Below are 23,248 nucleotides of genomic sequence, written 5' to 3'. Positions count from 1 at the left end.
TCCTATGCCTATAACTCATCGCGCAGCCGTGCTGGGAGATCCGATTGATCACTCGTACTCGCCGGCTATTCACAACGCCGGTTACCGCGCTGCGGGAATGAATGACTGGCACTATGACCGCATTCGCTGCAACGCCGAAGAACTTGCCGACGTCGTTGGTGGAGCAGACCCCAGTTTCCAGGGATTTTCCGTCACGATGCCTGGCAAGTTTGCCGCGCTGGACTTCGCGGATGAAGTCAGTGAGCGCGCACGGCTCATAGGTTCAGCGAACACTCTGGTCCGTCGCGATTCGGACTGGTTTGCCGACAACACCGATGGCGACGGCGTAGTGGGAGCACTGCGGGAGATAGACTGCACGAACGCACCACGTGGCCGCGCCGTTGTTGTTGGTGCCGGTGGCACGGCACGACCGGCACTTTGGGCGCTGTCGCAGCTGGGTGTCAATCATGTGACCGTAGTAGCGCGCTCCGAGCGCGCATATGACATTGAACCATTAGCTGCCGCGCTGGGGATGGAATTTGTTTGGGTGACTTTTGATGTTCCAAACCTGGCAGATATTGCTGGTAATGCCGACGTGTTGGTCTCTACGGTGCCGTCAGCCGCAATTGAGTCGGTTGCTGGCTACCTCGCTCGAGCACCGAAGATTCTCGACGTCATTTACAATCCCTGGCCAACCCCACTTGTGAAAGCAGCGGAACGCGGAGGGACACAGGCGGTCGGTGGATTGTCCATGTTGCTACATCAAGCGGTGGGACAGTTTGAGCAGTTTACTGGACGCACTCCCGATGTCGAGGCGATGCGTGCAGCGCTGCCGAACTAGCTCACAACCGTTACAATCCCAAAGTTATGGGGTGGGGAATAACTGAGATAGGGCTGTCTCCGATTGGACAGCACAGGATTGACCCGGTCTACCTTGACCGGGTTTTCTATTTCCTAGTCGTGATGCTTGTACTCGGCTGGGGCGGTATTGGCTGCTGGTTGGATGTGACTCGGCGAAGACTACCGAACTGGTGGTTAGTGCTAGGGGCAGTGGGTCTGATAGCAACCACTGGAATGGTGCTCCAGCAAAAGAGCACCTTGGCTGACAATCTCGCCAGTGCAGTCGCAGCCATAGGAACAGGAATAGGCCTCTGGTTTGGCCTCTATGTAGCAGTCTTCATCTTCAACCCACGCTCTATGGGGGCTGGAGATGTGAAGCTCGCAGCAATTCTCGGGGGCGGTGTCGGTCTGGTATCGGGCGAGCCAGTGGCGACAGCAATTTGGATTGCAGTGGCAATTCTGTTGGCTGCCGGACTCACTCTCCTCATGGCAGGAGTCACCGCGGGAAAGCGGGGCTGGGGTGACCGTCGTAAAGCAAAAACAGCGCCTGTACCGGCGAGCGTGCCTCATGGGCCTGCGATGCTTGCAGCAACCGCCATTGTGTGGGGGATAAGCGGAGGGTACCTACAAGTCCCCTGAAGCGGTAGACCAGGGGCGATGAATTGGGGCATATTTGAAACTTGTATGCCCCCAAATGCACAAGAAGTACGGCAAACGTGACATTATGATACCTATGCTTCGTTGGACTACCGCGGGTGAATCTCACGGCAAAGCGCTTATCGCTCTCGTAGAAGGCGCGCCAGCCGGACTTCCCCTGACTACAGATGACGTATCACGCCACCTCGCACGCCGCCGCCTCGGCTATGGTCGCGGGGCGCGAATGAAGTTTGAGGCTGATGAGGTCACCCTGCTGACTGGCATTCGACATGGTGAGACGCTGGGATCGCCGATTGGCATTATGGTCGGCAACTCCGAATGGCCCAAGTGGACTGAGGTCATGAGCCCGGATCCAGTTGACCCAGTTGTTTTGGATACAGCTCGTGGCGCCACCTTAACCCGCCCGCGCCCGGGACATGCCGATTTCAACGGCATGCTGAAGTACAACCACACCGATGCTCGAAACATCCTGGAGCGTTCATCGGCTCGCGAGACTGCAGCACGTGTGGCGGCATCGGTTGTGGCACGCTCAATTCTGCGTGAGACTCTCGGTGTGGAAGTTGTCAGCCACGTTATTTCCATCGGTCGTTCGGAGCCCTACGAGGGGCCACTGCCGACCTTCGCTGATCAGGACAAGATTGACGAGTCGCCAGTGCGTGCATTCTCCGCAGCTGCGGAGGAGTCGATGATTGACGAAATCAAGGCCGCCAAGAAGCAGGGCGACACCCTCGGTGGCATCGTCGAGGTCGTTGTCCACGGTCTGCCGGTGGGTCTGGGATCGCACATTTCCGGTGATGCCCGTCTGGATTCGCAGCTTGCGGCTGCCTTGATGGGAATTCAGTCCGTCAAGGGCGTGGAGATCGGCGACGGTTTTGAGGAAGCCCGTCGCCGTGGCACCGAGGCTCACGATGAAATGGTGCGTACCGACGACGGCGTGGATCGGGAAACTAACCGCGCCGGTGGCCTGGAGGGTGGCATGACTAATGCTCAACCTCTCGTTGTGCGTGCTGCGATGAAACCAATTTCGACCGTTCCGCGTGCGCTGAAGACCGTCGATATGGCCAGCGGCGATGCAGCTACCGCAATCCACCAGCGCTCTGATGTCTGCGCGGTCCCGGCCGGCGGTGTTGTCGCAGAGGCAATGGTCGCGCTGGTACTGGCGCGTGCAGTGATGGAAAAGTTCGGCGGCGATAGCCTGGAGGAAACCAAGCGTAACGTTGAGGGCTACTTGGAGCAGACTCGACGTCGCCTTGATTGGAAATAGCGCCACAGTCGCGCACACGAAGAAGGGTAAAACGAGGGGAATGTCCGTTCCTACTATTGTCCTTGTCGGACCGCCCGGATCGGGAAAGTCCACCATCGGTCGTCGACTGTCTCGTGCATTGAGCACAAAACTCACCGATACCGATGAGATGATTGAACAGCGCATGGGCAAGACTTGTGGGGAAGTCTTTTCCGAGCTGGGAGAGCCGGAATTCCGCCGTATCGAGGAACAAATCGTGGCGGAGGCTCTGACCCACGACGGAATCGTCTCACTTGGCGGTGGTGCCGTGATTTCGCAGGCGACCCGTGACCTGCTGGCAGACCATAACGTCGTCTACCTCGAGATCAGCATTGCAGAGGGTGTCCGTCGTACAGCGGGTAACAATTCGCGCCCGGTGCTCCAGGCGGATGATCCTGAGGCTCATTACCGCGCGCTCTATGAGGCTCGCCGAGCTTTTTACGAAGATGCAGCCACTTTCAAGGTGCGTTCCGACGAACGTTCCCCGCAGCGCGTTGTGGCCGAGATCCTCAGCTACCTCGATGAAACCTGCGACGAGGCTTAACTGGCGACTCTTAAAAGGCGGCAGCTAATCACTGCCGTATAACCAGCAACTCCATACATTTCTTACGCTAACGACTAGGGACTGACAATGAACTCAACCCGCACAATCCGTGTTGAAGGCCCATCGCCGTACACGGTGACCATGGGGCATGGACTCACCGAGCAGATTGCGGAGGCCGCTACCTTTGCTTCCCAGGTTGCGGTAATTCACCAGGGGAGCGTTCAAGAGCTGAGCTTCGGCGTCATCAAGGCTCTGGCGGACAAAGGAGTCGACTCCTTCAGCATCCAGGTTCCGGATGCGGAGGAGGGCAAGACGCTCGCAGTTGCTGAAACAGTTTGGGACACTTTTGGTGAACGCGGTCTGGGCCGGCGTGACGCGGTAATCGCGATTGGCGGCGGTGCAGCTACAGACTTCGGTGGATTCGTCGCCGCCGCGTGGATGCGTGGAGTGAAGGTTATCCAGGTCCCGACGACGCTGCTCGGCATGGTCGACGCAGCTGTCGGCGGTAAGACCGGTATCAACACTGCAGCCGGCAAGAACCTGGTCGGCGCTTTCCACGAGCCTGCCGCGGTGTTCTGTGACCTTGATGTCCTGCGCACCTTGCCGAAGGCCGAGCTGATCGCGGGCTCGGCAGAGATTATCAAGGCTGGATTTATCGCGGACACGAAGATTCTCGATCTTTACGAGGCAAACCCGCAGGCCTGCCTCGATGTTGACGGTGACCTGCCAGAACTGGTCGAGCGCGCGATTGCTGTCAAGGCACGCGTTGTCGCTGAGGATCTGAAGGAATCTGGCCTCCGTGAGATCCTGAACTATGGCCACACTTTCGGTCATGCCGTTGAGCACTTTGAAAACTACCGCTGGCGCCATGGCCATGCCGTAGCTGTAGGCATGGTTTATGTTGCCGAGCTGGCCAAGATCACCGGACATATTGATCAGGAACTCGTCGACCGCCACCGTCGCATCCTAGAGTCCATTGGTCTGCCAACGACCTACCAGACAGGTCGTTTTACCGAGCTCTACGATGCGATGACCAGGGATAAGAAGAACCGCGACGGTGCGATCCGATTCGTTATTCTAGAAAACCCCGGTGAAACAGCCCGTCTTGAAGGCCCGGGAATGGATGACCTCGAGCGTGCATACGAACTGCTCTGCAACAATGAGCACGCCGCATCAGAGGAGTCAGCCCGCTCATGACCTCTCTTCGCGCAGCAACTGATGCCACAACGGCGATTCCGACCGTGCTTGTTCTGAACGGCCCGAACCTCGATCGTCTGGGCAAGCGTCAGCCAGAAATTTACGGTGCCACTACTTTGGCCGATGTCGAATCTGAACTTCGCACCCTAGCCAAGGAGCTTGGCGTCGTAGTGGATTGCCGCCAATCCAACTATGAAGGTCAACTCATCGAGTGGGTTCACGAAGCTGCCGACTACGGTTGGCCAGTCATTATCAATCCAGGGGGGTTGACACACACCTCCGTCGCCCTACGTGACGCGCTTGCCGAAATTGCCGACGGCGCGGGCTTCCACGAGGTCCATATTTCAAACATTCACGCCCGGGAGGAGTTTCGGCACCACTCGTACCTGTCGGCGCTTGCCGCGGGCGTTATCGTCGGATGCGGAACTGATGGGTATTCCATGGCACTGAGAAGGGTGAGTACGAAACTATGACAGATATCTCCACGAACTACGCCGCCCGCAGAGCCGCTCTTATCGACGCATTGTCCGACAACGACTGCGACGGTTTCCTCACAGTCGATCCGACGCATGTTGGTTGGCTTACAGGTTTCCACGGCTCGAATGCTGGTTTGATTGTTGCGGCCAGTGGGGAAGCGCTGCTTTCCACCGACGGCCGCTATACGGTTCAGGCTGGCAAACAGGCACCGGACGTGGAGTTACTCACCGCCCGCAACACCGGCGTGGCACTCGTCGGTCAATGCCGAAAGCTGGATATCTCGCGTCTTGGTGTTGAATCTGAGTTCCTCACTATGGCCGCTTATCAAGAGCTAGAGGATGCCCGGCCACAGGCACTCGAGCTGGTATCGACTACGGGCGTCGTCTCTAAACTGCGGGAGGTCAAGTCCGATACAGAACTCGTCGCTCTGCGCCAGGTCGCCGACATCGCGGTCCGCGCATTCGAGGACTTGCTTCACGACGGCATCGTGGTCGCCGGCCGCACGGAGCGCGAAGTCGCCGCAGAGTTGGAGTACCGCATGCGCATGCATGGCGCCGATCGGCCAAGCTTCGACACGATTGTCGCGAGCGGCCCGAATTCCGCCAAGCCACACCACGGAGCGGAAGATCGCGTAATCGAGGCAGGTGACCTGGTCACTATTGACTTTGGCGCCTTTGCCGGGGGCTACAACTCAGATATGACACGTACCCTCTTTGCCGGTGAGACGGGAACGTCGTCAAGCGAAAACGATCCGAACAATACGTCGTCAGATTTGGACGGCGCGATTGTTGCCGGGGTGGAGTTCGCAGACGAGAAGGCCCGAGAGATTTACAATGTCGTGCTGGAAGCCCAGCTGGCTGGCGTAAAAGCGGCCGTGCCAGGGGCTGATGTTGTGGCTGTAGACGCAGCATGCCGGAACATTATTGAAAAGGCTGGTTATGGGGAGCACTTCGTTCATTCCACCGGCCACGGAATCGGTATTGAGGTGCATGAGGCTCCATTTGCTGCTCGCACCGGCAAGGGGAAGTTGGCAGCTGGCATGACGTTGACCATCGAGCCTGGTATTTATGTGCCGGGGTTCGGCGGTGTGCGCATCGAAGATACGTTGATTATCACCGACACCGAGCCGGAAATTATTACGCAGCTGCCGAAACCGCGGGCCTAACATCACGGCGTTTTATTTTTCTCTCGATGAGATACGGAGTATCGTGGTTTCGTCAGAGAGCTTTTTAACAATTTCAGGAGAGTTTAGTTGGCTACCACCGCAGATTTTAAAAACGGTCTAGTTATCAAGCACGACAATAAGCTTCAGCAGATCGTGGAGTTCCAGCACGTCAAGCCAGGTAAGGGTCCGGCATTCGTCCGCACCAAGCTGAAGGACGTTCTGACCGGCAAGGTTGTTGACAAGACTTTCAACGCTGGCGTCAAGATTGAGACTGCTACCGTCGACCGTCGCGACATGACGTACCTGTACCACGACGGTGAAGGATACGTCTTCATGGACGACAAGACCTACGACCAGATTTCCATCCTGGACGCTCAGATGCCGGAGGGTGCTAAGTTCCTGCTTCCGGAAACCACCTGCCAGGTGTCCTTCCATGAGGGCAACGTTCTTTTCGCTGAAATGCCTGTTTCGGTTGAACTGAAGGTTGAGCAGACCGACCCGGGTCTGCAGGGCGACCGCTCCACCGGTGGCACCAAGCCGGCAACTTTGGAGACTGGCGCTGAGATTCAGGTGCCGCTGTTCATCGAAACCGGCGACGTACTGAAGGTCGACACCCGTGACGGCTCCTACCTGTCCCGCGTCAACCACTAATTCCCTCATCTAGTTCACCCTTTTGTTGAGAGCGATACATACACATCCATGACTGAAAAGGATCACAAGTCCGTCGAGACCCCGGATGCGCAGGAGTCCGCGAAAGTTCGCGAACCTAACTACAAGCGCCACGGCGCGCGCTACCGTGCGCGCCGTCGTGCGGTAGATCTGCTATTTGAGGCCGAGCAGCGAGGCGTCGACGTCGTCAAGCTTCTTGAAGAGCGGCTGGAAATGGTCCGTAATCCAGATCTGGATGTGAATCCAATTGCGGAGTACACCGAGCAGATCGTGCGCGGTGTAGCTGCCGAAATTATCGGTATCGACTCGACGATTTCCTCGTACCTGACGGAGGAGTGGCCGCTGCGTCGCCTACCGGCAGTCGACCGTGCTATCTTGCGTCTTTCCACCTGGGAGCTGTTCTACAACTCCGACGTGCCTCCGCGTGTGGCCGTGGTGGAAGGCGTTGAGCTGGCATCGGAATACTCCACTGATGTGGCGGCACCGTACATCAACGCAGTTCTCGATGCCGAGGCCAAGATTGCCGACCAGGCACGCCTGGCAGCAGCAGCTGTTAGCACTTCGGTGGGCGAGTCCCAGTTCGACGAGGCTATTCAGGCACAGGCTGCTGCAAATGAGGAAGCTGACAAGGCACTGGCTGACTCCGATGAGATGGCTAAGATTACCGGCCTGGACATGAGCGATATTGCCAAGCTGGTGGCTGAAGACGTGGCTAAGAGCGAGAACGGGTCCTAGCCAATCAAAGCGGCCGGGCTCACTGCGAGCCGATCGCAGTCGGTTCTCGCGGATTGTCTGAAACTCCAAGTCCCTTTTTTGGGGGCTTGGAGTTTTGTTGCATTTAGAGGCAATTTAAGTGTGAGTGCTATTCTGGTCAGCGGAAGTTTGCACCGCGACCGTAGTTGCGGGTCACGCAAACTGATAATCAAATATCCACAATCAAGACATCCTTTAACGGACCGCACTGAGAGGCGGGGAAGGAGGTCACGATGAGCGAAGGAACGCCGCAAACAACCGAGCTGCTCAATGCAGACGAAGTTGCACGTACCATCGCGCGCATCGCGCACCAAATTATTGAAAAAACTGCGCTGGATAGCCCAAATGCTGGGCGCGTAGTTCTCCTCGGCATTCCATCTGGTGGCGTACCGCTGGCGGAGAAACTAGCCGATTTGATTGAACAGTTCTCCGGCATTCGCCCGGAAACTGGATCGCTTGATATCACCCTGTACAGGGATGACTTGCGCAAGGGCCCGCACCGCGCCCTGCAGCCCACGAACATTCCAAACTCCGGAATCGACGGTACCACCGTTGTTCTCGTAGACGATGTCCTCTTCTCAGGTCGCACAATTCGTGCCGCACTCGACGCTATTGCTGACATCGGTCGCCCGCGAGTAATTCAGCTTGCAGTGCTGGTTGATCGTGGTCATCGTCAACTACCAATTCGCGCCGATTACGTCGGTAAGAATCTGCCAACTTCCCGCGACGAAGACGTCGATGTGCTGGTAGAGGCACTTGACGGCCGTGACGCGGTTATTCTCACCCGGGCGGAGGAACAGTGAAACACCTGATTAGCATTGCGGATTTGACCAAGGATGAAATTGTCGGCCTGATGGATGAGGCCGATCGTTTCAAGGAGGTCATCCGCGGTCGGGAAATTAAGAAGCTGCCGACCCTGCGCGGCCGCACTATTTACAACCTCTTTTACGAGAATTCCACGCGTACCCGCTCTTCTTTTGAGACTGCGGGTAAGTGGATGAGCGCCGATGTTATTAATATCTCGGCTTCCTCTTCCTCTGTGAAGAAAGGCGAAAGTCTGAAAGACACCGCGCTGACTTTGGATGCTATCGGCGGCGATGCCATCGTCGTTAGGCACCCATCGTCGGGCGCGGCACAGCTGATCGCCAAGTGGACTGAGGAATTTGGCAACGGCCCATCGATCATCAACGCGGGTGACGGAAAGCACCAGCACCCGACGCAGGCTCTCCTGGACGCGGTGACGTTGCGTCAGCGCCTCGGTGGAATTGAGGGGCGCAAGGTCGTCATCGTTGGCGATATTTTGCACTCTCGCGTCGCTCGCTCTAACGCCGATCTGCTAAGCAAGCTCGGCGCCGAGGTCGTGTTCGTCGCGCCACCGACGCTGCTGCCGTTTGGCATCGAGACCTGGCCGGTGCGTGTTGCCTACCGCATGGAAGACGAGATCCGCGATGCTGATGCCGTGATGATGCTCCGCGTTCAGCAGGAGCGCATGAACGGAGGCTTCTTCCCATCCCATCGCGAATACGCCACTCGCTACGGGCTGTCGAAGGCTCGCGAGAAGATGCTTCGCGACGACTGCATCGTGATGCACCCAGGTCCGATGCTTCGTGGCATGGAAATTAACGACGCCGTCGCTGATCTGCCGCGCACCGCCGTGCTGCAGCAGGTAGCCAACGGTGTCCACGTCCGCATGGCAGTTCTTTTCACACTGCTGACCTCAGGTGTTTCCGCCAACTTGGAAGGGCAGGCATAAATGTCGAATCGCAATGAGTATGACGAAGCCTCGTACCCCGAGGTAGGACCATTGGCAGCACCCGCACGGGGACAGCTGCTGCTGAAGGGTGTGCGTCCCTACGGTGAAGGCGAAGACGTCGACGTCTTGATCGAAGATGGCGTTATCGCTGAGATTGGAGAAGATCTCACGGCCGAGGACGGGGTAGAGGTCCTGGAGTTCGACTCGCTGGTCCTTCTGCCAGGTCTGGTTGACATCCATGTGCACCTGCGCGAGCCGGGCCGTGAAGATACGGAAACCCTGGCCACTGGTTCCGCCGCCGCAGCACGCGGTGGTTTCACCGCAGTGTTCACTATGGCCAATACCGCGCCGGTAACCGATGACCCCTCGATTGCTGAGTCGGTATGGCTCAAGGGCCAGGCGCTGAACCTCTGCGACGTTCACCCGGTCGGATCCATTACTAAGGGGCTGAAGGGCGATACGCTGACTGAGTTCGGCATGATGGCAGACTCGCAGGCGAAGGTACGCATGTTCTCCGATGACGGTAAGTGCGTTGACAATCCGCTGATTATGCGCCGCGCGATTGAATACGCCCGCGGCGAAGACGTATTGCTGGCGCAGCACTGCGAAGATCCGCGTCTGACCGCAGATGCATCGGCTCACGAAGGTCCAACCGCCGCACGACTCGGCCTGACCGGGTGGCCGCGCGTAGCTGAGGAGTCCATCGTGGCCCGAGATGCCATTATGGCTCGCGACTACGGCGGACGCATGCACATCTGCCACGCTTCCACCGAAGGCACGGTTGAGCTGGTCAAGTGGGCAAAGGAGCATGATATTCCGCTGACCGCCGAGGTTACCCCGCATCACCTGATTCTCACCGATGAGAAGTTGGAGACCTACGACGGCGTCTACCGCGTCAATCCGCCGCTGCGTGAGCAGCGCGACACCCTGGCTCTGCGTCAGGCTCTGATTGACGGGATCATTGACTGTGTCGCTACCGACCACGCTCCGCACGGCTCTGAAGAAAAGTGCTGCGAGTTCGAGCACGCTAAGCCCGGCATGCTTGGTCTGGAGACCTCGATGCCAATCATCGCCGAAGAGTTCGTTTTGAAGGGCGATTGTGATTGGCGCTGGCTGGCCAAGGTCATGAGTGAGCGTCCCGCTCAAATCGTGAAGCTACCGGGGCACGGCCGTCCGATTGCTGTCGGTGAGCCTGCCAACCTGACCGTTGTTGACCCGGGCAAAAAGTGGACGGTCCGCGGCGAAGACCTGGCGTCGAAGTCCGAGAACACTCCTTATGAGGAAATGGAGATGGCCGTGTCCGTGGCAGCTACCGTGCTGCGCGGTAAGGTGACCGCTCTTAACGGAGAGGTCGCTGGATAATATTCATGTCAACGCATAAAAATTCACATGCGTCCCGTATGATTAATGTAAATTCCTCGCACGCTACCCAACTGAAAGGCAATAACGTGAGCAACGAGTCGCAGGCCGCGGCCGCTACAGCGGCAGTCCTGGTATTGGCAGATGGCCGAGTGTTCCGCGGACGCGGTTTCGGCGCCACCGGTACAACCCTGGGTGAGGCAGTTTTTACCACCGCTATGACGGGCTACCAGGAAACCCTGACGGACCCGTCCTACCACCGCCAGCTGATTGTGGCTACCGCACCACAGATCGGCAACACCGGTTGGAACGATGAGGACTACGAGTCCCGCGGAAACAAGATTTGGGCAGCTGGCTTTATTATCCGCGATTTGTCGCGCATTCCCTCCAACTGGCGCTCGGAGCGCAGCTTGGAAGATGAACTGAAGGCACAGGGCATCATCGGTATCCGCCAGATTGATACCCGCGCGCTGGTTCGCCATTTGCGCGACAATGGCTCGATTGCCGCTGGTATTTTCTCCGGTGAGGACGCACAGCAGCCCGTCGATAAGCTGGTGGAAATCGTTCGCGCTCAGCCTGCGATGAAGGGCGCGGATCTGGCTCGCGAGGTCAGCACCGATGAGGCCTATGTCGTGGAACCACAGGGGGAGAAGAAGGCACGTGTTGTGGCCTACGACCTGGGCATCAAGTCCAACACCCCGCGTGAGCTGGCTAAGCGTGGCCTGGAAGTCGTAGTTGTTCCGGCTAACACTCCGTACGAGGATATTAAGAAGGAATACCAGCCGGACGGTGTCTTTTTGTCCAACGGCCCGGGTGACCCGGCAACTGCTGATGAGATGGTTGCGGTCGCCAAGGCTGCCCTCGATGACGGCATGCCGCTATTCGGTATCTGCTTCGGTAACCAGATTCTTGGCCGCGCACTCGGCCTGAATACCTACAAGCTGGTCTTCGGTCACCGCGGCGTCAATGTTCCGGTGAAGGACCACCGCACTGGCCGTATTTTTATCACCGCTCAGAACCACGGTTTCGCACTTGAAGGCAAGGCCGGCGAGAGTTTCGATACCCCGTGGGGCGAGGCAGAGGTTACGCACACCTGCCTTAACGACGACGTCGTGGAAGGTGTCGCACTGAAGAACGGCATGGCCTTTTCTGTGCAGTACCACCCGGAGTCCGCAGCCGGCCCGCACGATGCGCACTCTCTCTTTGATGACTTCCTGGCGCTGATCCAGAAGGTCGATTTCAACAAGTCCGCAACCGGAAACTCGAACAAGTAGGAAAGGGCTAAGGGACCTAACACCATGCCACGTCGTACAGACATCAACCACGTACTGGTTATCGGCTCCGGCCCGATTGTTATCGGTCAGGCCTGCGAGTTCGACTACTCCGGCACCCAGGCTTGTCGCGTGCTACGCGAAGAGGGCCTGCGAGTCACGCTGGTCAACTCCAACCCGGCAACGATTATGACTGACCCGGAGTTCGCAGACTCCACCTATATCGAGCCGATTGAGACCAAGTACATCGAAAAGATCCTGGCCAAGGAAGCTGCAGAGGGCAACCCGATTGACGCTGTCCTGGCAACTCTCGGTGGCCAGACTGCACTGAACGCAGCTATTCAGCTGGACCGCGAGGGCATTCTGGAGAAGTACAATGTCGAGCTGATTGGTGCTGATATTCCGGCCATTCAGCGCGGTGAGGATCGCCAGATGTTCAAGGACATCGTCGCCAAGATTGGTGGCGAATCCGCACGTTCCCGCGTCTGCCACAACATGGAAGAAGTCCATGAGACTGTTGCAGAGCTCGGTCTTCCGGTCGTTGTTCGCCCGTCGTTCACCATGGGCGGTCTGGGTTCCGGTCTGGCCTTCAACCAGGAAGACCTCGACCGTATTGCAGGTGGCGGCCTGGCCGCATCGCCCGAGGCCAATGTTCTGATCGAGGAGTCCATCCTCGGCTGGAAGGAATTTGAGCTCGAGCTCATGCGCGATGGCGACGACAACGTTGTCGTGGTCTGCTCCATTGAAAACGTTGATGCCCTCGGTGTCCACACGGGTGACTCGGTGACTGTCGCTCCGTCGATGACTCTGACCGACCGCGAGTTCCAGACCATGCGTGACCAGGGCATCGCAATTCTGCGTGAGGTCGGCGTTGACACCGGTGGCTGTAACATCCAGTTCGCCATCAACCCGAATGACGGCCGCATCATCACCATTGAGATGAACCCGCGCGTCTCCCGCTCGTCGGCGCTTGCTTCCAAGGCAACTGGTTTCCCGATTGCAAAGATTGCTGCCAAGCTGGCTATCGGCTACACCCTCGATGAGATCACCAACGACATCACCGGTGAAACCCCGGCAGCGTTTGAGCCGGTGCAGGATTACGTGATTGTCAAGGCTCCACGCTTTGCTTTCGAGAAGTTCCCAGGTGCTGACGACACGCTGACCACCACCATGAAGTCCGTCGGTGAGGCCATGGCTATCGGCCGTAACTACATCGGCGCGCTCGGTAAGGTTATGCGTTCGCTGGAGAACAAGCCAGCTGGTTTCTGGACTGTTCCGGATGAGGACTTCGCAGGTGAGCGCGCAAGCGATGTCAACGCTGTCCTTGAGGATCTGAAGCGTCCGACTGAAGGCCGCATCTACGACGTTGAGCTGGCTCAGCGTTTGGGTGCATCCATCGAGCAGATCCACGAAGCTTCCGGCCTGGATCCGTGGTTTATCGCCGAGATGGAAAACCTGCAGGATATCCGCAAGGAGCTTATCGACGCTCCGGTGCTGACCTCCGACCTGCTGCGTGAGGCTAAGTACTGGGGACTGTCCGACGCCCAGATTGCTGCGCTGCGTCCGGAATTGGCCGGGGAAGACGGCGTGCGCGAGCTGCGCTGGCGCCTGAACATCCACCCCGTATTCAAGACTGTCGATACCTGCTCCGCCGAGTTCGAAGCACAGACTCCGTACCACTACTCGGCATACGAGCTGGACCCGGCTGCTGAGTCCGAGGTCGCCCCGCAGACCGAAAAGGAAAAGGTCATCATCCTCGGTTCCGGTCCTAACCGCATCGGCCAGGGTATTGAGTTCGACTACTCCTGTGTCCACGCGGCGCTCGAGCTCTCCCGGGTTGGGTACGAGACCGTCATGGTCAACTGCAACCCAGAAACGGTTTCCACCGACTACGACACCGCAGATCGCCTCTACTTCGAGCCGTTGACTTTCGAGGATGTCCTCGAGGTCTACCACGCTGAGAGCCAGTCCGGAAAGGTCGCAGGCGTCATTGTTCAGCTCGGTGGCCAGACCCCGCTGGGCCTGGCGGAGCGTCTGCAGGCCGCAGGTGTTCCGATTGTCGGCACTAGCCCAGAGGCAATCGACCTGGCTGAGGACCGCGGTGAGTTCGGCAAGGTGCTGGCTGAGGCCAAGCTGCCGGCGCCGGAGTTCGGTACCGCCACCTCCTTCGCAGAAGCTCGCCAGGTTGCCGCTGGTATCGGTTACCCGGTGCTGGTCCGTCCGTCCTACGTCCTCGGCGGCCGTGGCATGGAAATCGTCTACGATGAGGCCACTCTGGAGGACTACATCAACCGCGCTACCGAGCTGTCCAATGAGCACCCGGTACTGGTTGACCGCTTCCTGGACAGCGCCATCGAGATTGATGTTGATGCACTGTGTGATGGGGAAGAGGTCTACCTCGGCGGCGTTATGGAGCACATCGAGGAAGCCGGTATTCACTCCGGTGACTCCGCGTGTGCGCTGCCTCCGATGACTCTGTCTGCAGGCATCATCGACAAGGTGCGTGAATCCACCAAGGCACTGGCACACGGCATCGGTGTCAAGGGCCTGATGAACGTTCAGTACGCACTCAAGGACGAGACCCTCTACGTCATCGAGGCCAACCCGCGTGCATCTCGCACCGTACCGTTTGTCTCCAAGGCAACCTCGGTTCCGCTGGCTAAGGCCGCGTCCCGCGTCATGATGGGCGCTACTATCGCGGAACTGCGCGAAGAGGGCATGATTCCGTCCAACTTCGACGGCGGCTCTCTGCCTGCTGACGCTCCGATCGCGGTTAAGGAAGCGGTCCTGCCGTTCAACCGCTTCCGCGACTTCGAGGGCCGCGCTCTCGACAGTCTGCTGAGCCCGGAGATGAAGTCCACCGGTGAAGTCATGGGCCTGGCCGACAACTTTGGTGCCGCTTTCGCCAAGGGCGAGCTGGCCGGTTTCGGTGAGCTGCCGACCGAGGGCACGATCTTCGTTTCACTGGCCAACCGCGATAAGCGCACTCTGGTCTTCCCGATCCTCACGCTGGCGGATATGGGCTTCCGCATCCTGGCAACGGAGGGTACGGCCGGTATGCTGCGCCGCAACGGTGTTGAGTGTGAGGTCGTCGCAAAGCGTACGACTGATTCCGAAGCACCGACGGACGAGCGCGACATCGTCGACATGATTCGCGACGGTGAGGTTGACATCATTATCAACACCCCGTCCGGTTCTGCTGGCGCACGCTCTGACGGATACGAGATTCGCGCCGCTGCTGTGAGCCAGGGCGTAACTTGTGTGACCACCGCTCAGGGGGCCGTCGCCGCACTGCAGGGCATTCTGGCACTGCGCAACGGTGAGATGAGCGTTAAGGCTTTGCAGGAACTCCACCCGGCAGAGTTGGCTGCTCAGGAGCAGGCCTAACATGACCGCGAAAGCTGAAGGTTCCGCAGTGCGGACAGTCAAAGGTTTCGGCGATCGCCTCAGCGAGGTTGTCGCCGAGCGCGGTCGGCTCTGCGTGGGCATCGACCCGCACCCGGGGCTGCTGGATGCCTGGCAGTTACCGCATTCGGCTGACGGTCTAGAGCGCTTTGCCGCCACATGCGTCGAGGCGTTCGGTGACATCGTTGCCGTCGTCAAGCCCCAGGTGGCGTTCTTCGAAGCCTACGGTTCCAAGGGCTTTGCCGTCCTGGAGCGGACGTTGGCGGATCTGAAGGACGCCGGTGCGCTGTCGATTGCAGATGCCAAGCGTGGCGATATCGGTTCGACGATGGCTGCATACGCTGATGCCTGGCTGTCGGATAGCTCGCCGCTAGCCGCCGACGCACTGACGGTATCTCCGTACCTTGGGTTCGGTGCTCTTGATCCGGCGGTTTCGTTGGCGTTGGAGAACGGACGCGGCCTGTTCGTGCTGGCCGCAACGTCCAATCCGGAAGGTGCGTCCGTACAGAAGGCGACGGTTTCGGGTGAGAGTTTGGCTCAGACCATGGTCAACCAGGCAGCCGCTATTAATGCCCGCCAGATTGACGCTGGTGCAAAGGCGGGCAGCATCGGCGTTGTTGTTGGCGCAACGCTTGACGACGCCCCGGTGCTCAGTGACCTGCGCGGTCCCATTCTCATGCCCGGTGTGGGAGCTCAGGGTGGAACCCCGGCCGATGTAGATCGTCTGGCAGGGGAATCCAAGGGGCTTGCACTGCCAAATATTTCGCGTGCAATTCTCTCCGCTGGGCCTGATCCTGCTGCGCTGCGGCGCGCAACTATTGAAGCTGCGGCTCCGTTCCTATCCGAGAGGTAGCAGCGAATCGACGATTTGGAAGAAGCCCGCAGGGCGCACCTCATAGAACAGGTGCCCCTGCGGGCTTCTTCCGTACCTAGCTGCCGAGATTTTCCTAATGAGCCTCAGGTGGCGGCGGAGTAGGTATAGGCAAGTTACTGTGACGATTCCTGGGAGATTTCGTACAAAAACCGTGGTCAATTTCCATTCTCCTGGGCAAACGGTGCTACAATCGCCGGAGTTGGTTGACCACGACCGAAAGGTAGGGCGGATAAAGCCCTGGTGTCATTTTTATCGACACCCCGTCAGCATTTGCCTCAACAACCGGTAAGTGCGGTACGGTCTCCAATCGTTAAGCACGGTGTCGTTGCCTGCCCTTGGTGGACGCGAGGCTCGTGCAAGTAAATAAGAAGCTAACCAATCTATTTTTACGGAGGAACACGTGGCCCTTCCGCAGTTGACCCCGGAGCAGCGTGCAGCAGCACTCGAGAAGGCAGCTCAGGCCCGCAAGGTACGCGCAGAGCTCAAGGACAAGCTGAAGCGTGGCGCTATCGACCTGCCAGAGGTTCTCAAGCAGGCTGACGAGAACGAGATCATCGGCAAGATGAAGGTCTCCGCTCTGCTCGAGGCTCTGCCGAAGGTCGGCAAGGTCAAGGCGCAGGACATCATGAATGACCTGGAGATTGCTCAGACCCGCCGTCTGCGTGGCCTGGGTGACCGTCAGCGTCGCGCTCTGCTGGAGCGCTTCGGCTACGCAGTGGAGGACTAGTCGCAGTGGCCGGGAATGAAAACGGTCAGTTGGTAGTCCTCGCCGGCCCTGCCGGTGTAGGAAAATCCACTGTTGTCAGTCGGCTTCGTGCCGAGGTTCCCGGACTGTACTTCAGCGTTTCCATGACCACCCGCGCCGCACGGCCGGGGGAGGTCGATGGCCGCGACTATTTCTTCGTGACCCCAGAGAAGTTCCAACAGCATATTGATGCAGGAGAGATGCTCGAGTGGGCTGAAATCCACGGTGGTCTGCAGCGTTCTGGTACGCCGCGCGGCCCGGTGGATAAAGCTCTCGCCGAGGGGCGTCCAGTACTCGTTGAGGTGGATCTGGCGGGAGCCCGCTCCATCCGTAAGGTAGCGCCCAATGCTCACCTGCTGTTCTTGGCTCCGCCAAGCTGGGAGATTCTCGTCAGCAGGCTCACTGGTCGTGGCACGGAAACCGAGGCGCAAGTCAAGCGTCGCCTGGAAACCGCACGAGTGGAAATGGATGCTCAGCACGAATTCGATGAGGTCGTTGTCAACGACAACGTCGATGATGCTGTCGCGGCCATCGCTCGGGCGCTGACTACTGGTAAGTAACAGGGCGACTCCACATCATAGATAGTAGAAATCGCTTTCGAGCAATGGTGTTTCTATTGCTATGACGATTTTTATTGTCACCCCAGTAACTCACGTTCTATTGAGGAAAGATTTCTCGTGACCCAGGAAAATACCGCCACCGAGGCAGTGTTCGACCCGCCAATTGGTATTACCAACCCGCCGATCGATGAGCTGCTTGGTAAGGCTTCTTCGAAGTACGCTCTGGCTATCTTCGCTGCCAAGCGTGCACGCCAGATTAATGACTACTACCAGCAGATTGACGAAGGCATGCTGGAGTACGTTGGCCCGCTGGTTACTCCGGGGGTCGCTGAGAAGCCTCTGTCCATCGCTCTTCGTGAAATCAACGCTGGTCTGCTGGACCACACTGAGGGCTAGAGCATTTCCTTAAGGGGAGATATCTGTATGCATGCCGCCGGTAATGCTGACGTATCCGAATGTTTAAAGGTTGTCGTCGGGGTTGCCGGCGGCATCGCTGCATATAAGGCCGCACACGTTGTTCGAGGCTTCAAGGAACTTGGTCACGATGTTCGTGTCGTTCCCACTGAGTCCGCATTGAACTTTGTAGGTGCAGCTACTTTCGAGGCGCTGTCGGGGAACCCGGTGTCGACTACAGTTTTTGACGCAGTCGATGAGGTTCAGCATGTCCGCGTGGGGCAGGAGGCCGACCTCGTCGTCGTGGTTCCCGCGACTGCCGACTTTATGGCGCGCGCCGCGCACGGGCGTGCCGACGACCTGCTCACCGCAACCTTGCTTGTGGCGACTTGCCCAGTGGTGTTGGCCCCTGCGATGCACACCGAAATGTGGAACCATCCAGCTACGCGGGATAATGTCGCGACTCTTCGTCGCCATGGCACTATTGTCCTCGATCCGGCCCATGGCCGTTTGACTGGTAAGGACACCGGTCCAGGTCGCCTGCCGGAGCCAGAGCAGATTGTTTCACTAGCATTGGCAGCGGTCGAGAATCCACGCCACTTCCGCCGCGACTTCGAGGGCGTACGCTTCATGATTACTGCCGGTGGCACCCGTGAGGCTATCGACCCGGTACGTTTTATCGGCAACCACTCCTCAGGTCGTCAGGGCTTCGCGCTAGCCGAGATGGCAGCACAGCGTGGCGCTCAGGTCACCGTGGTGGCAGGACATACGGATCAGTTGCCGACACCGCTGGGCGCGAATGTTGTAAGGGTTGATTCCACTTTGGAGATGGCCGAGGCCGCGCACGAACACTCCAAGCTGGCCGATGTCTGCATTTTTGCCGCCGCCGTCGCCGACTTCCGTCCGGCATCGACCGCTGGGGCCAAGATGAAGAAGGGCGTCGCAGACGACGCGTTGAGCAACATTCAGCTCGTAGAAAACCCAGATATTTTGGCTACCACTGTGGAGCGTCGTAAAGCGGGCGAGATTCCGGCGACCACGACGATGGTGGGCTTTGCGGCTGAGACCGGTGACGAGACGACGACGCCGCTCGAGCTTGCGAAGCAGAAGATTGTTCGCAAGGGCTGCGATTTGCTCATGTGTAACGACGTCTCGGGTGGGCAAACTTTCGGTGCGACTGACAATGTCGGATGGTTGCTGTCTCTCGATGGCGAGCAGTGGGACGTGCCGCGGGGCTCAAAATTCTCGGTGGCCGGTTCGATTTTGGATGCAGTTTCCGAGCTGCGACAGGAACCTCAGCCAGCGGAGTAGCCGGTGCCTACTACGGCGACTGAACCGCTTGGTCTATAATTATCGAATCAAACGAAAAACCCACGCCGCAGCGACACCGCAGGGGTGGGGAAATAATCTAGAAGAAAGTTGTACTGCTCGTGGCCTCTAATCTTCGACTGTTTTCCAGTGAATCTGTTACCGAGGGGCACCCAGATAAGATTTGCGACTCGATTTCGGACTCCATCCTTGACGCTATGCTCGCGCAGGATTCTGCATCGATGGTCGCCGTCGAGACTGTGGTGACTACCGGTTTAGTCCATGTTGTTGGCGAGGTTCGCACGAAAAGCTACGTCGACATCCCCGGTATTGTCCGGAGTCGATTGAAGGAGATCGGTTTCGATTCTTCTGAAAAGGGCTTTGACGGCAAAACCTGTGGTGTCTCCATTTCGATCGGTGAGCAGTCCTCAGACATCCACGACGGTGTGCACACTTCTCTGGAAGCACGCAGCTCTGGTGGAGAAGTCGAAGCAGAAGATCTCAAGGGCGCTGGCGACCAGGGTCTGATGTTCGGCTACGCTACCAACGAAACTCCGGAGTACATGCCGCTACCGATTGCGCTGGCGCACCGCCTTGCTCGCCGCTTGACGCAGGTACGCAAGGAAGGCATCGTCCCATCACTTCGGCCGGATGGTAAGACTCAGGTCACCTTCGCTTACGACGAAGACAATAACCCGGTGTACTTGGACACCGTTGTGGTGTCCACGCAGCACGACCCGGATGTGACCCAGGAGTGGATTACCGAACAGATTAAGACTCACGTAGTCGATTGGGTGCTCGACGACGCTAACTTGCGCGAGCGCTTTGTTACCGAAGAATTGAAGCTGCTGGTCAACCCGTCTGGCCAGTTCATTATCGGTGGCCCGATGGGCGATGCCGGCCTGACCGGCCGCAAGATTATCGTCGACACTTATGGCGGTATGGCTCGACACGGTGGCGGCGCCTTCTCGGGTAAGGACCCGTCAAAGGTGGACCGCTCCGGCGCTTATGCCACCCGTTGGGTTGCGAAGAATGCCGTGGCTGCGGGTCTGGCTGACCGCCTGGAGATTCAGGTCGCCTACGCTATCGGCCGCGCTCGCCCAGTTGGCCTTTACGTCGATTCTTTCGGTACCGGTCACGTTTCGGACGACACCATCCGCGAGGCTATCAACAAGGTCTTCGACCTTCGTCCGGCCGCTATTATTCGTGACCTGGACTTGCTTCGCCCGATTTATGCGCAGACCTCCACCTACGGTCACTTCGGCCGAACTGACTTGGACCTGCCGTGGGAGCAACTCAACCGCGTCGAAGAGCTCCGCGCAGCCGCTGGCCTGGGATAAACACCACCCGCCAGCATGACCCTGGGGTGGCGAAGTAGAGTAAGACTCTATGACCGACGCCCCCTTCGCACCCGCCGCCGCAGCTGAGAAGCTGCCAGTCGCGCGGGTGCTTCCACTTTTGGGGCTGCCGCAGTTAGATCGCCCCTTCGATTACCTGATTCCGCGCGCGCTAGCGGAGGAAACGGTTGTCGGTTGCCGCGTGCGGATTCGCTTCCACGGCCAATTGGTCAATGCGCTGGTGCTGGAGCGCTGTGCCACGCCCACTCACGACGGCAAACTGTCCTATCTCAAGGATGTCATCAGCTCTGAGGTTGTATATCCACCACAGCTTCGACGGTTGGTGGATTCTCTGGCGGAGTATTACGGCGCAACGCGCTCCAACATCATTCGCTCCGCCATCCCAACCCGTCATGCACGGGCCGAACGTGCTCGCAAGGAGAACATGCCCCCGACGTGGGAGGAATTGGGAAAGCTTGCCACCGAAGATCCGGACCTTTCCGCTTGGGGCAACTATGTCTTCGGCGAATCCTTTGTCGATTCCGTCCGCAAAGGCGCCCCGGCACGCGCAGCGTGGCAGCCGGTTCCAGGCGAACAGGTGGCAGCCATGCTCGCCGCGCTCAGTGTTTCGGTCGCCCGCGATGGTGGCGGTGTTCTCATCATTGTTCCGGACGCACGCACGCAGGCGCGCTTCGAGAGCGCTTTTCGCGAGCTCATTTCTGCCCGTCAGCTCACTCTTCTCGGGGCTGGTCTCGGTCCCGAGTCCCGCTATCGCCGCTACCTGGATATCCTGCACGGCCAGGGGCGCATAGTCGTCGGCACGCGCTCGGCAGCGTACGCGCCAGTGAAGAACCTGCGTTTAGCAGTGATTGTCGATGATGGCGATGACAACCTCGTAGACCCCCGCGCACCCTACGTCCACTCTCGCGAGGTTCTGGTCACGCGAAGTGCGCAGGAGGGGTGCGCTCTTATTTTTGCGTCGTATAGCCGTACAGCCGAGGTGCAGCTGCTGGTCTCCTCAGGTTGGGCGCACAATCTGGTCGCAGGCACTGACGCCCTGGCTGAGTCCATGCCGGAGATGATCGCCTCGACGGACACTTCCGAAGACCCGGATGACGTCAGTCGGGGACGCCTTCCTGCCATCGCTTTCCGACGGGCAAAAGCCGCGCTGCGCGAAGAGCTTCCGATTCTGGTCCAGGTACCCCGTAAGGGATATGTGCCGACACTGTCGTGTCGCTCCTGTGGCGCGCCTGCGCGCTGCCGCTGGTGTAACGGTCCACTGGGAATTCCACCGTCCGATAACCCGGATGATCAGGCGCCGCCGACCTGTCGGTGGTGTGGTCGCATCGACATCCACCACCGTTGCCATAGCTGCGGTTCCACCAAGATTCGGCCAGTCGTGGTCGGCAGTGAACGTACGGCGGAAGAGTTTGGCCGAATTTTCAGTCCATACCCAGTCATCGCTTCTTCTGGCGAACGGATTGTTGACGACATTCCCGAAGGCCCGAGGGTCGTGGTGGCCACGCCGGGAGCCGAGCCTTATGCGCCGGAGGGCTACGGTGCAGTGATGCTGCTAGACACTTGGGCGATGCTCGGCCGGCAGGACTTGCGCGCGCATGAAGAGGCCTATGCGCATTGGTCTCGGGCTGTCACGCTTGCGCGCCCGCGGGAGCAAGGCGGGGCAGTGGTTATCGATGCGGATGCTGCAGTCCCGACTGTGGCCGATCTTCTGGCATGGGACGCGGTAGGCGCTGCGAACAGGGAATTGGCCGACCGTACAGCTGCCGCTCTGCCTCCAGCTTTTCACGTGGCAGCGGTGGATGGGACTGAAGAGGGCCTGCGTAGCTTCATGGAGTCCCTGGAAATTCCATCGGGTGCGGAAATCCTGGGTCCGGTAGACCTTCCCCGCAACGCCAGGCCACCAGCAGGCGTGGAACCGGGTACACCTATTCAGCGGATGTTGGTGCGCTGTGACCGTCGGCAAGCACGGGCAGTGGGAGCGGCGTTGAAGGCAGCACAGGTCGTTCGAGCGACCAGGAAGGACCCGACGCCGGTGCGCGTTGTCGTCGATCCGATTAATTTCGGCTAGCTGCTAAAATAGCTCCGTTATCGCTTGATTCACACCAGTTTTCTTGGAGGCTTTAAGTTCATGGCAGTTCGTGAGGTACGTCTTTTCGGCGATCCGGTGTTGCTGTCCAAGGCGGATACCGTCACTGATTTCGACGCGACGCTGTCGCACCTGATTGATGACATGTTCGACACGATGGACGAGCAACAGGGTGTCGGGCTCGCGGCAAACCAGGTCGGCGTGCTGCAGCGCGTTTTCGTCTACGACTGCAATGGCACCCGCGGGCACATCGTCAATCCGGAATGGGAAGCCATCGGCGACGAGACTGTCCACGAAATCGAAGGATGCCTATCTATCCCGGGTATTAATGGACCCGTGACTCGACACGCGCGTGTGCGCGTTACTGGCCAGGATCGCCACGGCACACCGGTGAGCTTCGAAGCCGATGATTTGCTGGCTCGCTGCGTGCAGCATGAAAGCGACCACCTGGATGGTGTGCTGTTTTTGAAGCGTCTCGAGGGCGACGAGCGCAAGACCGCAATGCGTTCTCTTCGTGAGCAGGACTGGTTCCTCAACCGCGGTTAACTCACCTGCGCCTAGCCCCCGGGTGTG

The 23,248-nt window shown here is 58.8% G+C and carries 21 protein-coding genes and 1 pseudogene; all 22 read left to right on the top strand.

Features of this window, described 5'->3' with window-relative positions:
* Nucleotides 1–4: 4 nt before the first annotated feature.
* The 22 genes and pseudogenes from HMPREF2787_RS05705 (at nt 5) to def (ending at nt 23,221) form a co-directional block, all read left to right on the top strand.
* Nucleotides 5–820, top strand: coding sequence for a shikimate dehydrogenase (locus tag HMPREF2787_RS05705; protein ID WP_070858633.1), 816 nt, complete (start codon nt 5–7; stop codon nt 818–820).
* A gap of 26 nt (nt 821–846) precedes the next feature.
* Nucleotides 847–1,458: a prepilin peptidase gene (locus HMPREF2787_RS05700; RefSeq protein ID WP_049190770.1), complete on the top strand. Its 612-nt coding sequence runs from the start codon at nt 847–849 to the stop codon at nt 1,456–1,458.
* 94 nt (nt 1,459–1,552) lie between these two features.
* Complete coding sequence (gene aroC / locus HMPREF2787_RS05695; RefSeq protein ID WP_187400145.1) at nt 1,553–2,740, top strand: chorismate synthase; 1,188 nt, start codon at nt 1,553–1,555, stop codon at nt 2,738–2,740.
* A 40-nt stretch (nt 2,741–2,780) separates the two neighbouring features.
* The gene (locus tag HMPREF2787_RS05690) at nt 2,781–3,302 is read left to right on the top strand and encodes a shikimate kinase (RefSeq protein ID WP_070858631.1); all 522 of its coding nucleotides are present in this window, start codon (nt 2,781–2,783) and stop codon (nt 3,300–3,302) included.
* 87 nt (nt 3,303–3,389) lie between these two features.
* Nucleotides 3,390–4,499: a 3-dehydroquinate synthase gene (gene aroB / locus HMPREF2787_RS05685; RefSeq protein WP_070858629.1), complete on the top strand. Its 1,110-nt coding sequence runs from the start codon at nt 3,390–3,392 to the stop codon at nt 4,497–4,499.
* Nucleotides 4,496–4,972, top strand: coding sequence for a type II 3-dehydroquinate dehydratase (aroQ, locus tag HMPREF2787_RS05680; protein ID WP_016422704.1), 477 nt, complete (start codon nt 4,496–4,498; stop codon nt 4,970–4,972). Before aroB ends, aroQ begins: the two co-directional genes overlap by 4 nt.
* Nucleotides 4,969–6,141, top strand: coding sequence for a M24 family metallopeptidase (locus HMPREF2787_RS05675; RefSeq protein WP_048731850.1), 1,173 nt, complete (start codon nt 4,969–4,971; stop codon nt 6,139–6,141). The genes aroQ and HMPREF2787_RS05675 overlap by 4 nt, the downstream gene beginning before the upstream one ends.
* Nucleotides 6,142–6,228: 87 nt before the next feature.
* Complete coding sequence (efp, locus tag HMPREF2787_RS05670; RefSeq protein WP_016422706.1) at nt 6,229–6,792, top strand: elongation factor P; 564 nt, start codon at nt 6,229–6,231, stop codon at nt 6,790–6,792.
* Nucleotides 6,793–6,840: 48 nt separating this feature from the next.
* Nucleotides 6,841–7,362 (top strand): annotated as a pseudogene (gene nusB / locus HMPREF2787_RS05665) (transcription antitermination factor NusB); the annotation flags it as partial.
* A 434-nt stretch (nt 7,363–7,796) separates the two neighbouring features.
* Complete coding sequence (pyrR, locus tag HMPREF2787_RS05660) at nt 7,797–8,366, top strand: bifunctional pyr operon transcriptional regulator/uracil phosphoribosyltransferase PyrR (RefSeq protein ID WP_016422708.1); 570 nt, start codon at nt 7,797–7,799, stop codon at nt 8,364–8,366.
* Complete coding sequence (locus tag HMPREF2787_RS05655) at nt 8,363–9,316, top strand: aspartate carbamoyltransferase catalytic subunit (protein WP_016422709.1); 954 nt, start codon at nt 8,363–8,365, stop codon at nt 9,314–9,316. The genes pyrR and HMPREF2787_RS05655 overlap by 4 nt, the downstream gene beginning before the upstream one ends.
* Nucleotides 9,317–10,678 (top strand): dihydroorotase, encoded by a 1,362-nt coding sequence (locus HMPREF2787_RS05650; RefSeq protein WP_070858628.1) that lies wholly within the window; start codon nt 9,317–9,319, stop codon nt 10,676–10,678.
* 38 nt (nt 10,679–10,716) lie between these two features.
* The gene (gene carA / locus HMPREF2787_RS05645; RefSeq protein ID WP_255465687.1) at nt 10,717–11,949 is read left to right on the top strand and encodes a glutamine-hydrolyzing carbamoyl-phosphate synthase small subunit; all 1,233 of its coding nucleotides are present in this window, start codon (nt 10,717–10,719) and stop codon (nt 11,947–11,949) included.
* 24 nt (nt 11,950–11,973) lie between these two features.
* Nucleotides 11,974–15,333, top strand: a complete 3,360-nt coding sequence (gene carB / locus HMPREF2787_RS05640) for a carbamoyl-phosphate synthase large subunit (protein ID WP_070858626.1) — start codon at nt 11,974–11,976, stop codon at nt 15,331–15,333.
* Nucleotide 15,334: 1 nt separating this feature from the next.
* Nucleotides 15,335–16,204, top strand: a complete 870-nt coding sequence (gene pyrF / locus HMPREF2787_RS05635) for an orotidine-5'-phosphate decarboxylase (RefSeq protein ID WP_048731858.1) — start codon at nt 15,335–15,337, stop codon at nt 16,202–16,204.
* A 421-nt stretch (nt 16,205–16,625) separates the two neighbouring features.
* Nucleotides 16,626–16,952: an integration host factor, actinobacterial type gene (gene mihF / locus HMPREF2787_RS05630; protein ID WP_016422714.1), complete on the top strand. Its 327-nt coding sequence runs from the start codon at nt 16,626–16,628 to the stop codon at nt 16,950–16,952.
* Between the two features lie 5 nt (nt 16,953–16,957).
* Nucleotides 16,958–17,530, top strand: a complete 573-nt coding sequence (gmk, locus tag HMPREF2787_RS05625; RefSeq protein ID WP_016422715.1) for a guanylate kinase — start codon at nt 16,958–16,960, stop codon at nt 17,528–17,530.
* 117 nt (nt 17,531–17,647) lie between these two features.
* Nucleotides 17,648–17,926 carry a DNA-directed RNA polymerase subunit omega gene (gene rpoZ / locus HMPREF2787_RS05620; RefSeq protein ID WP_005510796.1) on the top strand — a complete coding sequence of 93 codons (279 nt, stop codon included), beginning with the start codon at nt 17,648–17,650 and terminating at the stop codon, nt 17,924–17,926.
* Between the two features lie 27 nt (nt 17,927–17,953).
* On the top strand, nt 17,954–19,234 hold the full coding sequence (coaBC, locus tag HMPREF2787_RS05615) for a bifunctional phosphopantothenoylcysteine decarboxylase/phosphopantothenate--cysteine ligase CoaBC (RefSeq protein ID WP_070628576.1): 1,281 nt from the start codon (nt 17,954–17,956) through the stop codon (nt 19,232–19,234).
* A gap of 119 nt (nt 19,235–19,353) precedes the next feature.
* Nucleotides 19,354–20,571, top strand: coding sequence for a methionine adenosyltransferase (gene metK, locus HMPREF2787_RS05610; RefSeq protein WP_070858624.1), 1,218 nt, complete (start codon nt 19,354–19,356; stop codon nt 20,569–20,571).
* 49 nt (nt 20,572–20,620) lie between these two features.
* Nucleotides 20,621–22,657: a primosomal protein N' gene (locus HMPREF2787_RS05605; protein ID WP_070858617.1), complete on the top strand. Its 2,037-nt coding sequence runs from the start codon at nt 20,621–20,623 to the stop codon at nt 22,655–22,657.
* 60 nt (nt 22,658–22,717) lie between these two features.
* Nucleotides 22,718–23,221 (top strand): peptide deformylase, encoded by a 504-nt coding sequence (def, locus tag HMPREF2787_RS05600; protein ID WP_016422719.1) that lies wholly within the window; start codon nt 22,718–22,720, stop codon nt 23,219–23,221.
* Nucleotides 23,222–23,248: the final 27 nt, after the last annotated feature.

Source organism: Corynebacterium sp. HMSC061H03, from assembly GCF_001838215.1.
Lineage (GTDB): Bacteria > Actinomycetota > Actinomycetes > Mycobacteriales > Mycobacteriaceae > Corynebacterium > Corynebacterium jeikeium_D.
Note: the sequence above shows the minus strand (reverse complement) of the source record. Positions and strands in the feature narration are given on the sequence as shown.

Excerpts from the sequence above, each read along its gene's own strand:
- HMPREF2787_RS05705 (WP_070858633.1), top strand. The coding sequence starts at position 5 with ATGCCTATAACTCATCGCGCAGCCGTGCTGGGAGATCCGATTGATCAC.
- HMPREF2787_RS05700 (WP_049190770.1), top strand. The coding sequence starts at position 847 with ATGGGGTGGGGAATAACTGAGATAGGGCTGTCTCCGATTGGACAGCAC.
- aroC (WP_187400145.1), top strand. The coding sequence starts at position 1,553 with ATGCTTCGTTGGACTACCGCGGGTGAATCTCACGGCAAAGCGCTTATC.
- HMPREF2787_RS05690 (WP_070858631.1), top strand. The coding sequence starts at position 2,781 with ATGTCCGTTCCTACTATTGTCCTTGTCGGACCGCCCGGATCGGGAAAG.
- aroB (WP_070858629.1), top strand. The coding sequence starts at position 3,390 with ATGAACTCAACCCGCACAATCCGTGTTGAAGGCCCATCGCCGTACACG.
- aroQ (WP_016422704.1), top strand. The coding sequence starts at position 4,496 with ATGACCTCTCTTCGCGCAGCAACTGATGCCACAACGGCGATTCCGACC.
- HMPREF2787_RS05675 (WP_048731850.1), top strand. The coding sequence starts at position 4,969 with ATGACAGATATCTCCACGAACTACGCCGCCCGCAGAGCCGCTCTTATC.
- pyrR (WP_016422708.1), top strand. The coding sequence starts at position 7,797 with ATGAGCGAAGGAACGCCGCAAACAACCGAGCTGCTCAATGCAGACGAA.
- HMPREF2787_RS05650 (WP_070858628.1), top strand. The coding sequence starts at position 9,317 with ATGTCGAATCGCAATGAGTATGACGAAGCCTCGTACCCCGAGGTAGGA.
- carA (WP_255465687.1), top strand. The coding sequence starts at position 10,717 with ATGATTAATGTAAATTCCTCGCACGCTACCCAACTGAAAGGCAATAAC.
- carB (WP_070858626.1), top strand. The coding sequence starts at position 11,974 with ATGCCACGTCGTACAGACATCAACCACGTACTGGTTATCGGCTCCGGC.
- pyrF (WP_048731858.1), top strand. The coding sequence starts at position 15,335 with ATGACCGCGAAAGCTGAAGGTTCCGCAGTGCGGACAGTCAAAGGTTTC.
- coaBC (WP_070628576.1), top strand. The coding sequence starts at position 17,954 with ATGCATGCCGCCGGTAATGCTGACGTATCCGAATGTTTAAAGGTTGTC.
- HMPREF2787_RS05605 (WP_070858617.1), top strand. The coding sequence starts at position 20,621 with ATGACCGACGCCCCCTTCGCACCCGCCGCCGCAGCTGAGAAGCTGCCA.
- def (WP_016422719.1), top strand. The coding sequence starts at position 22,718 with ATGGCAGTTCGTGAGGTACGTCTTTTCGGCGATCCGGTGTTGCTGTCC.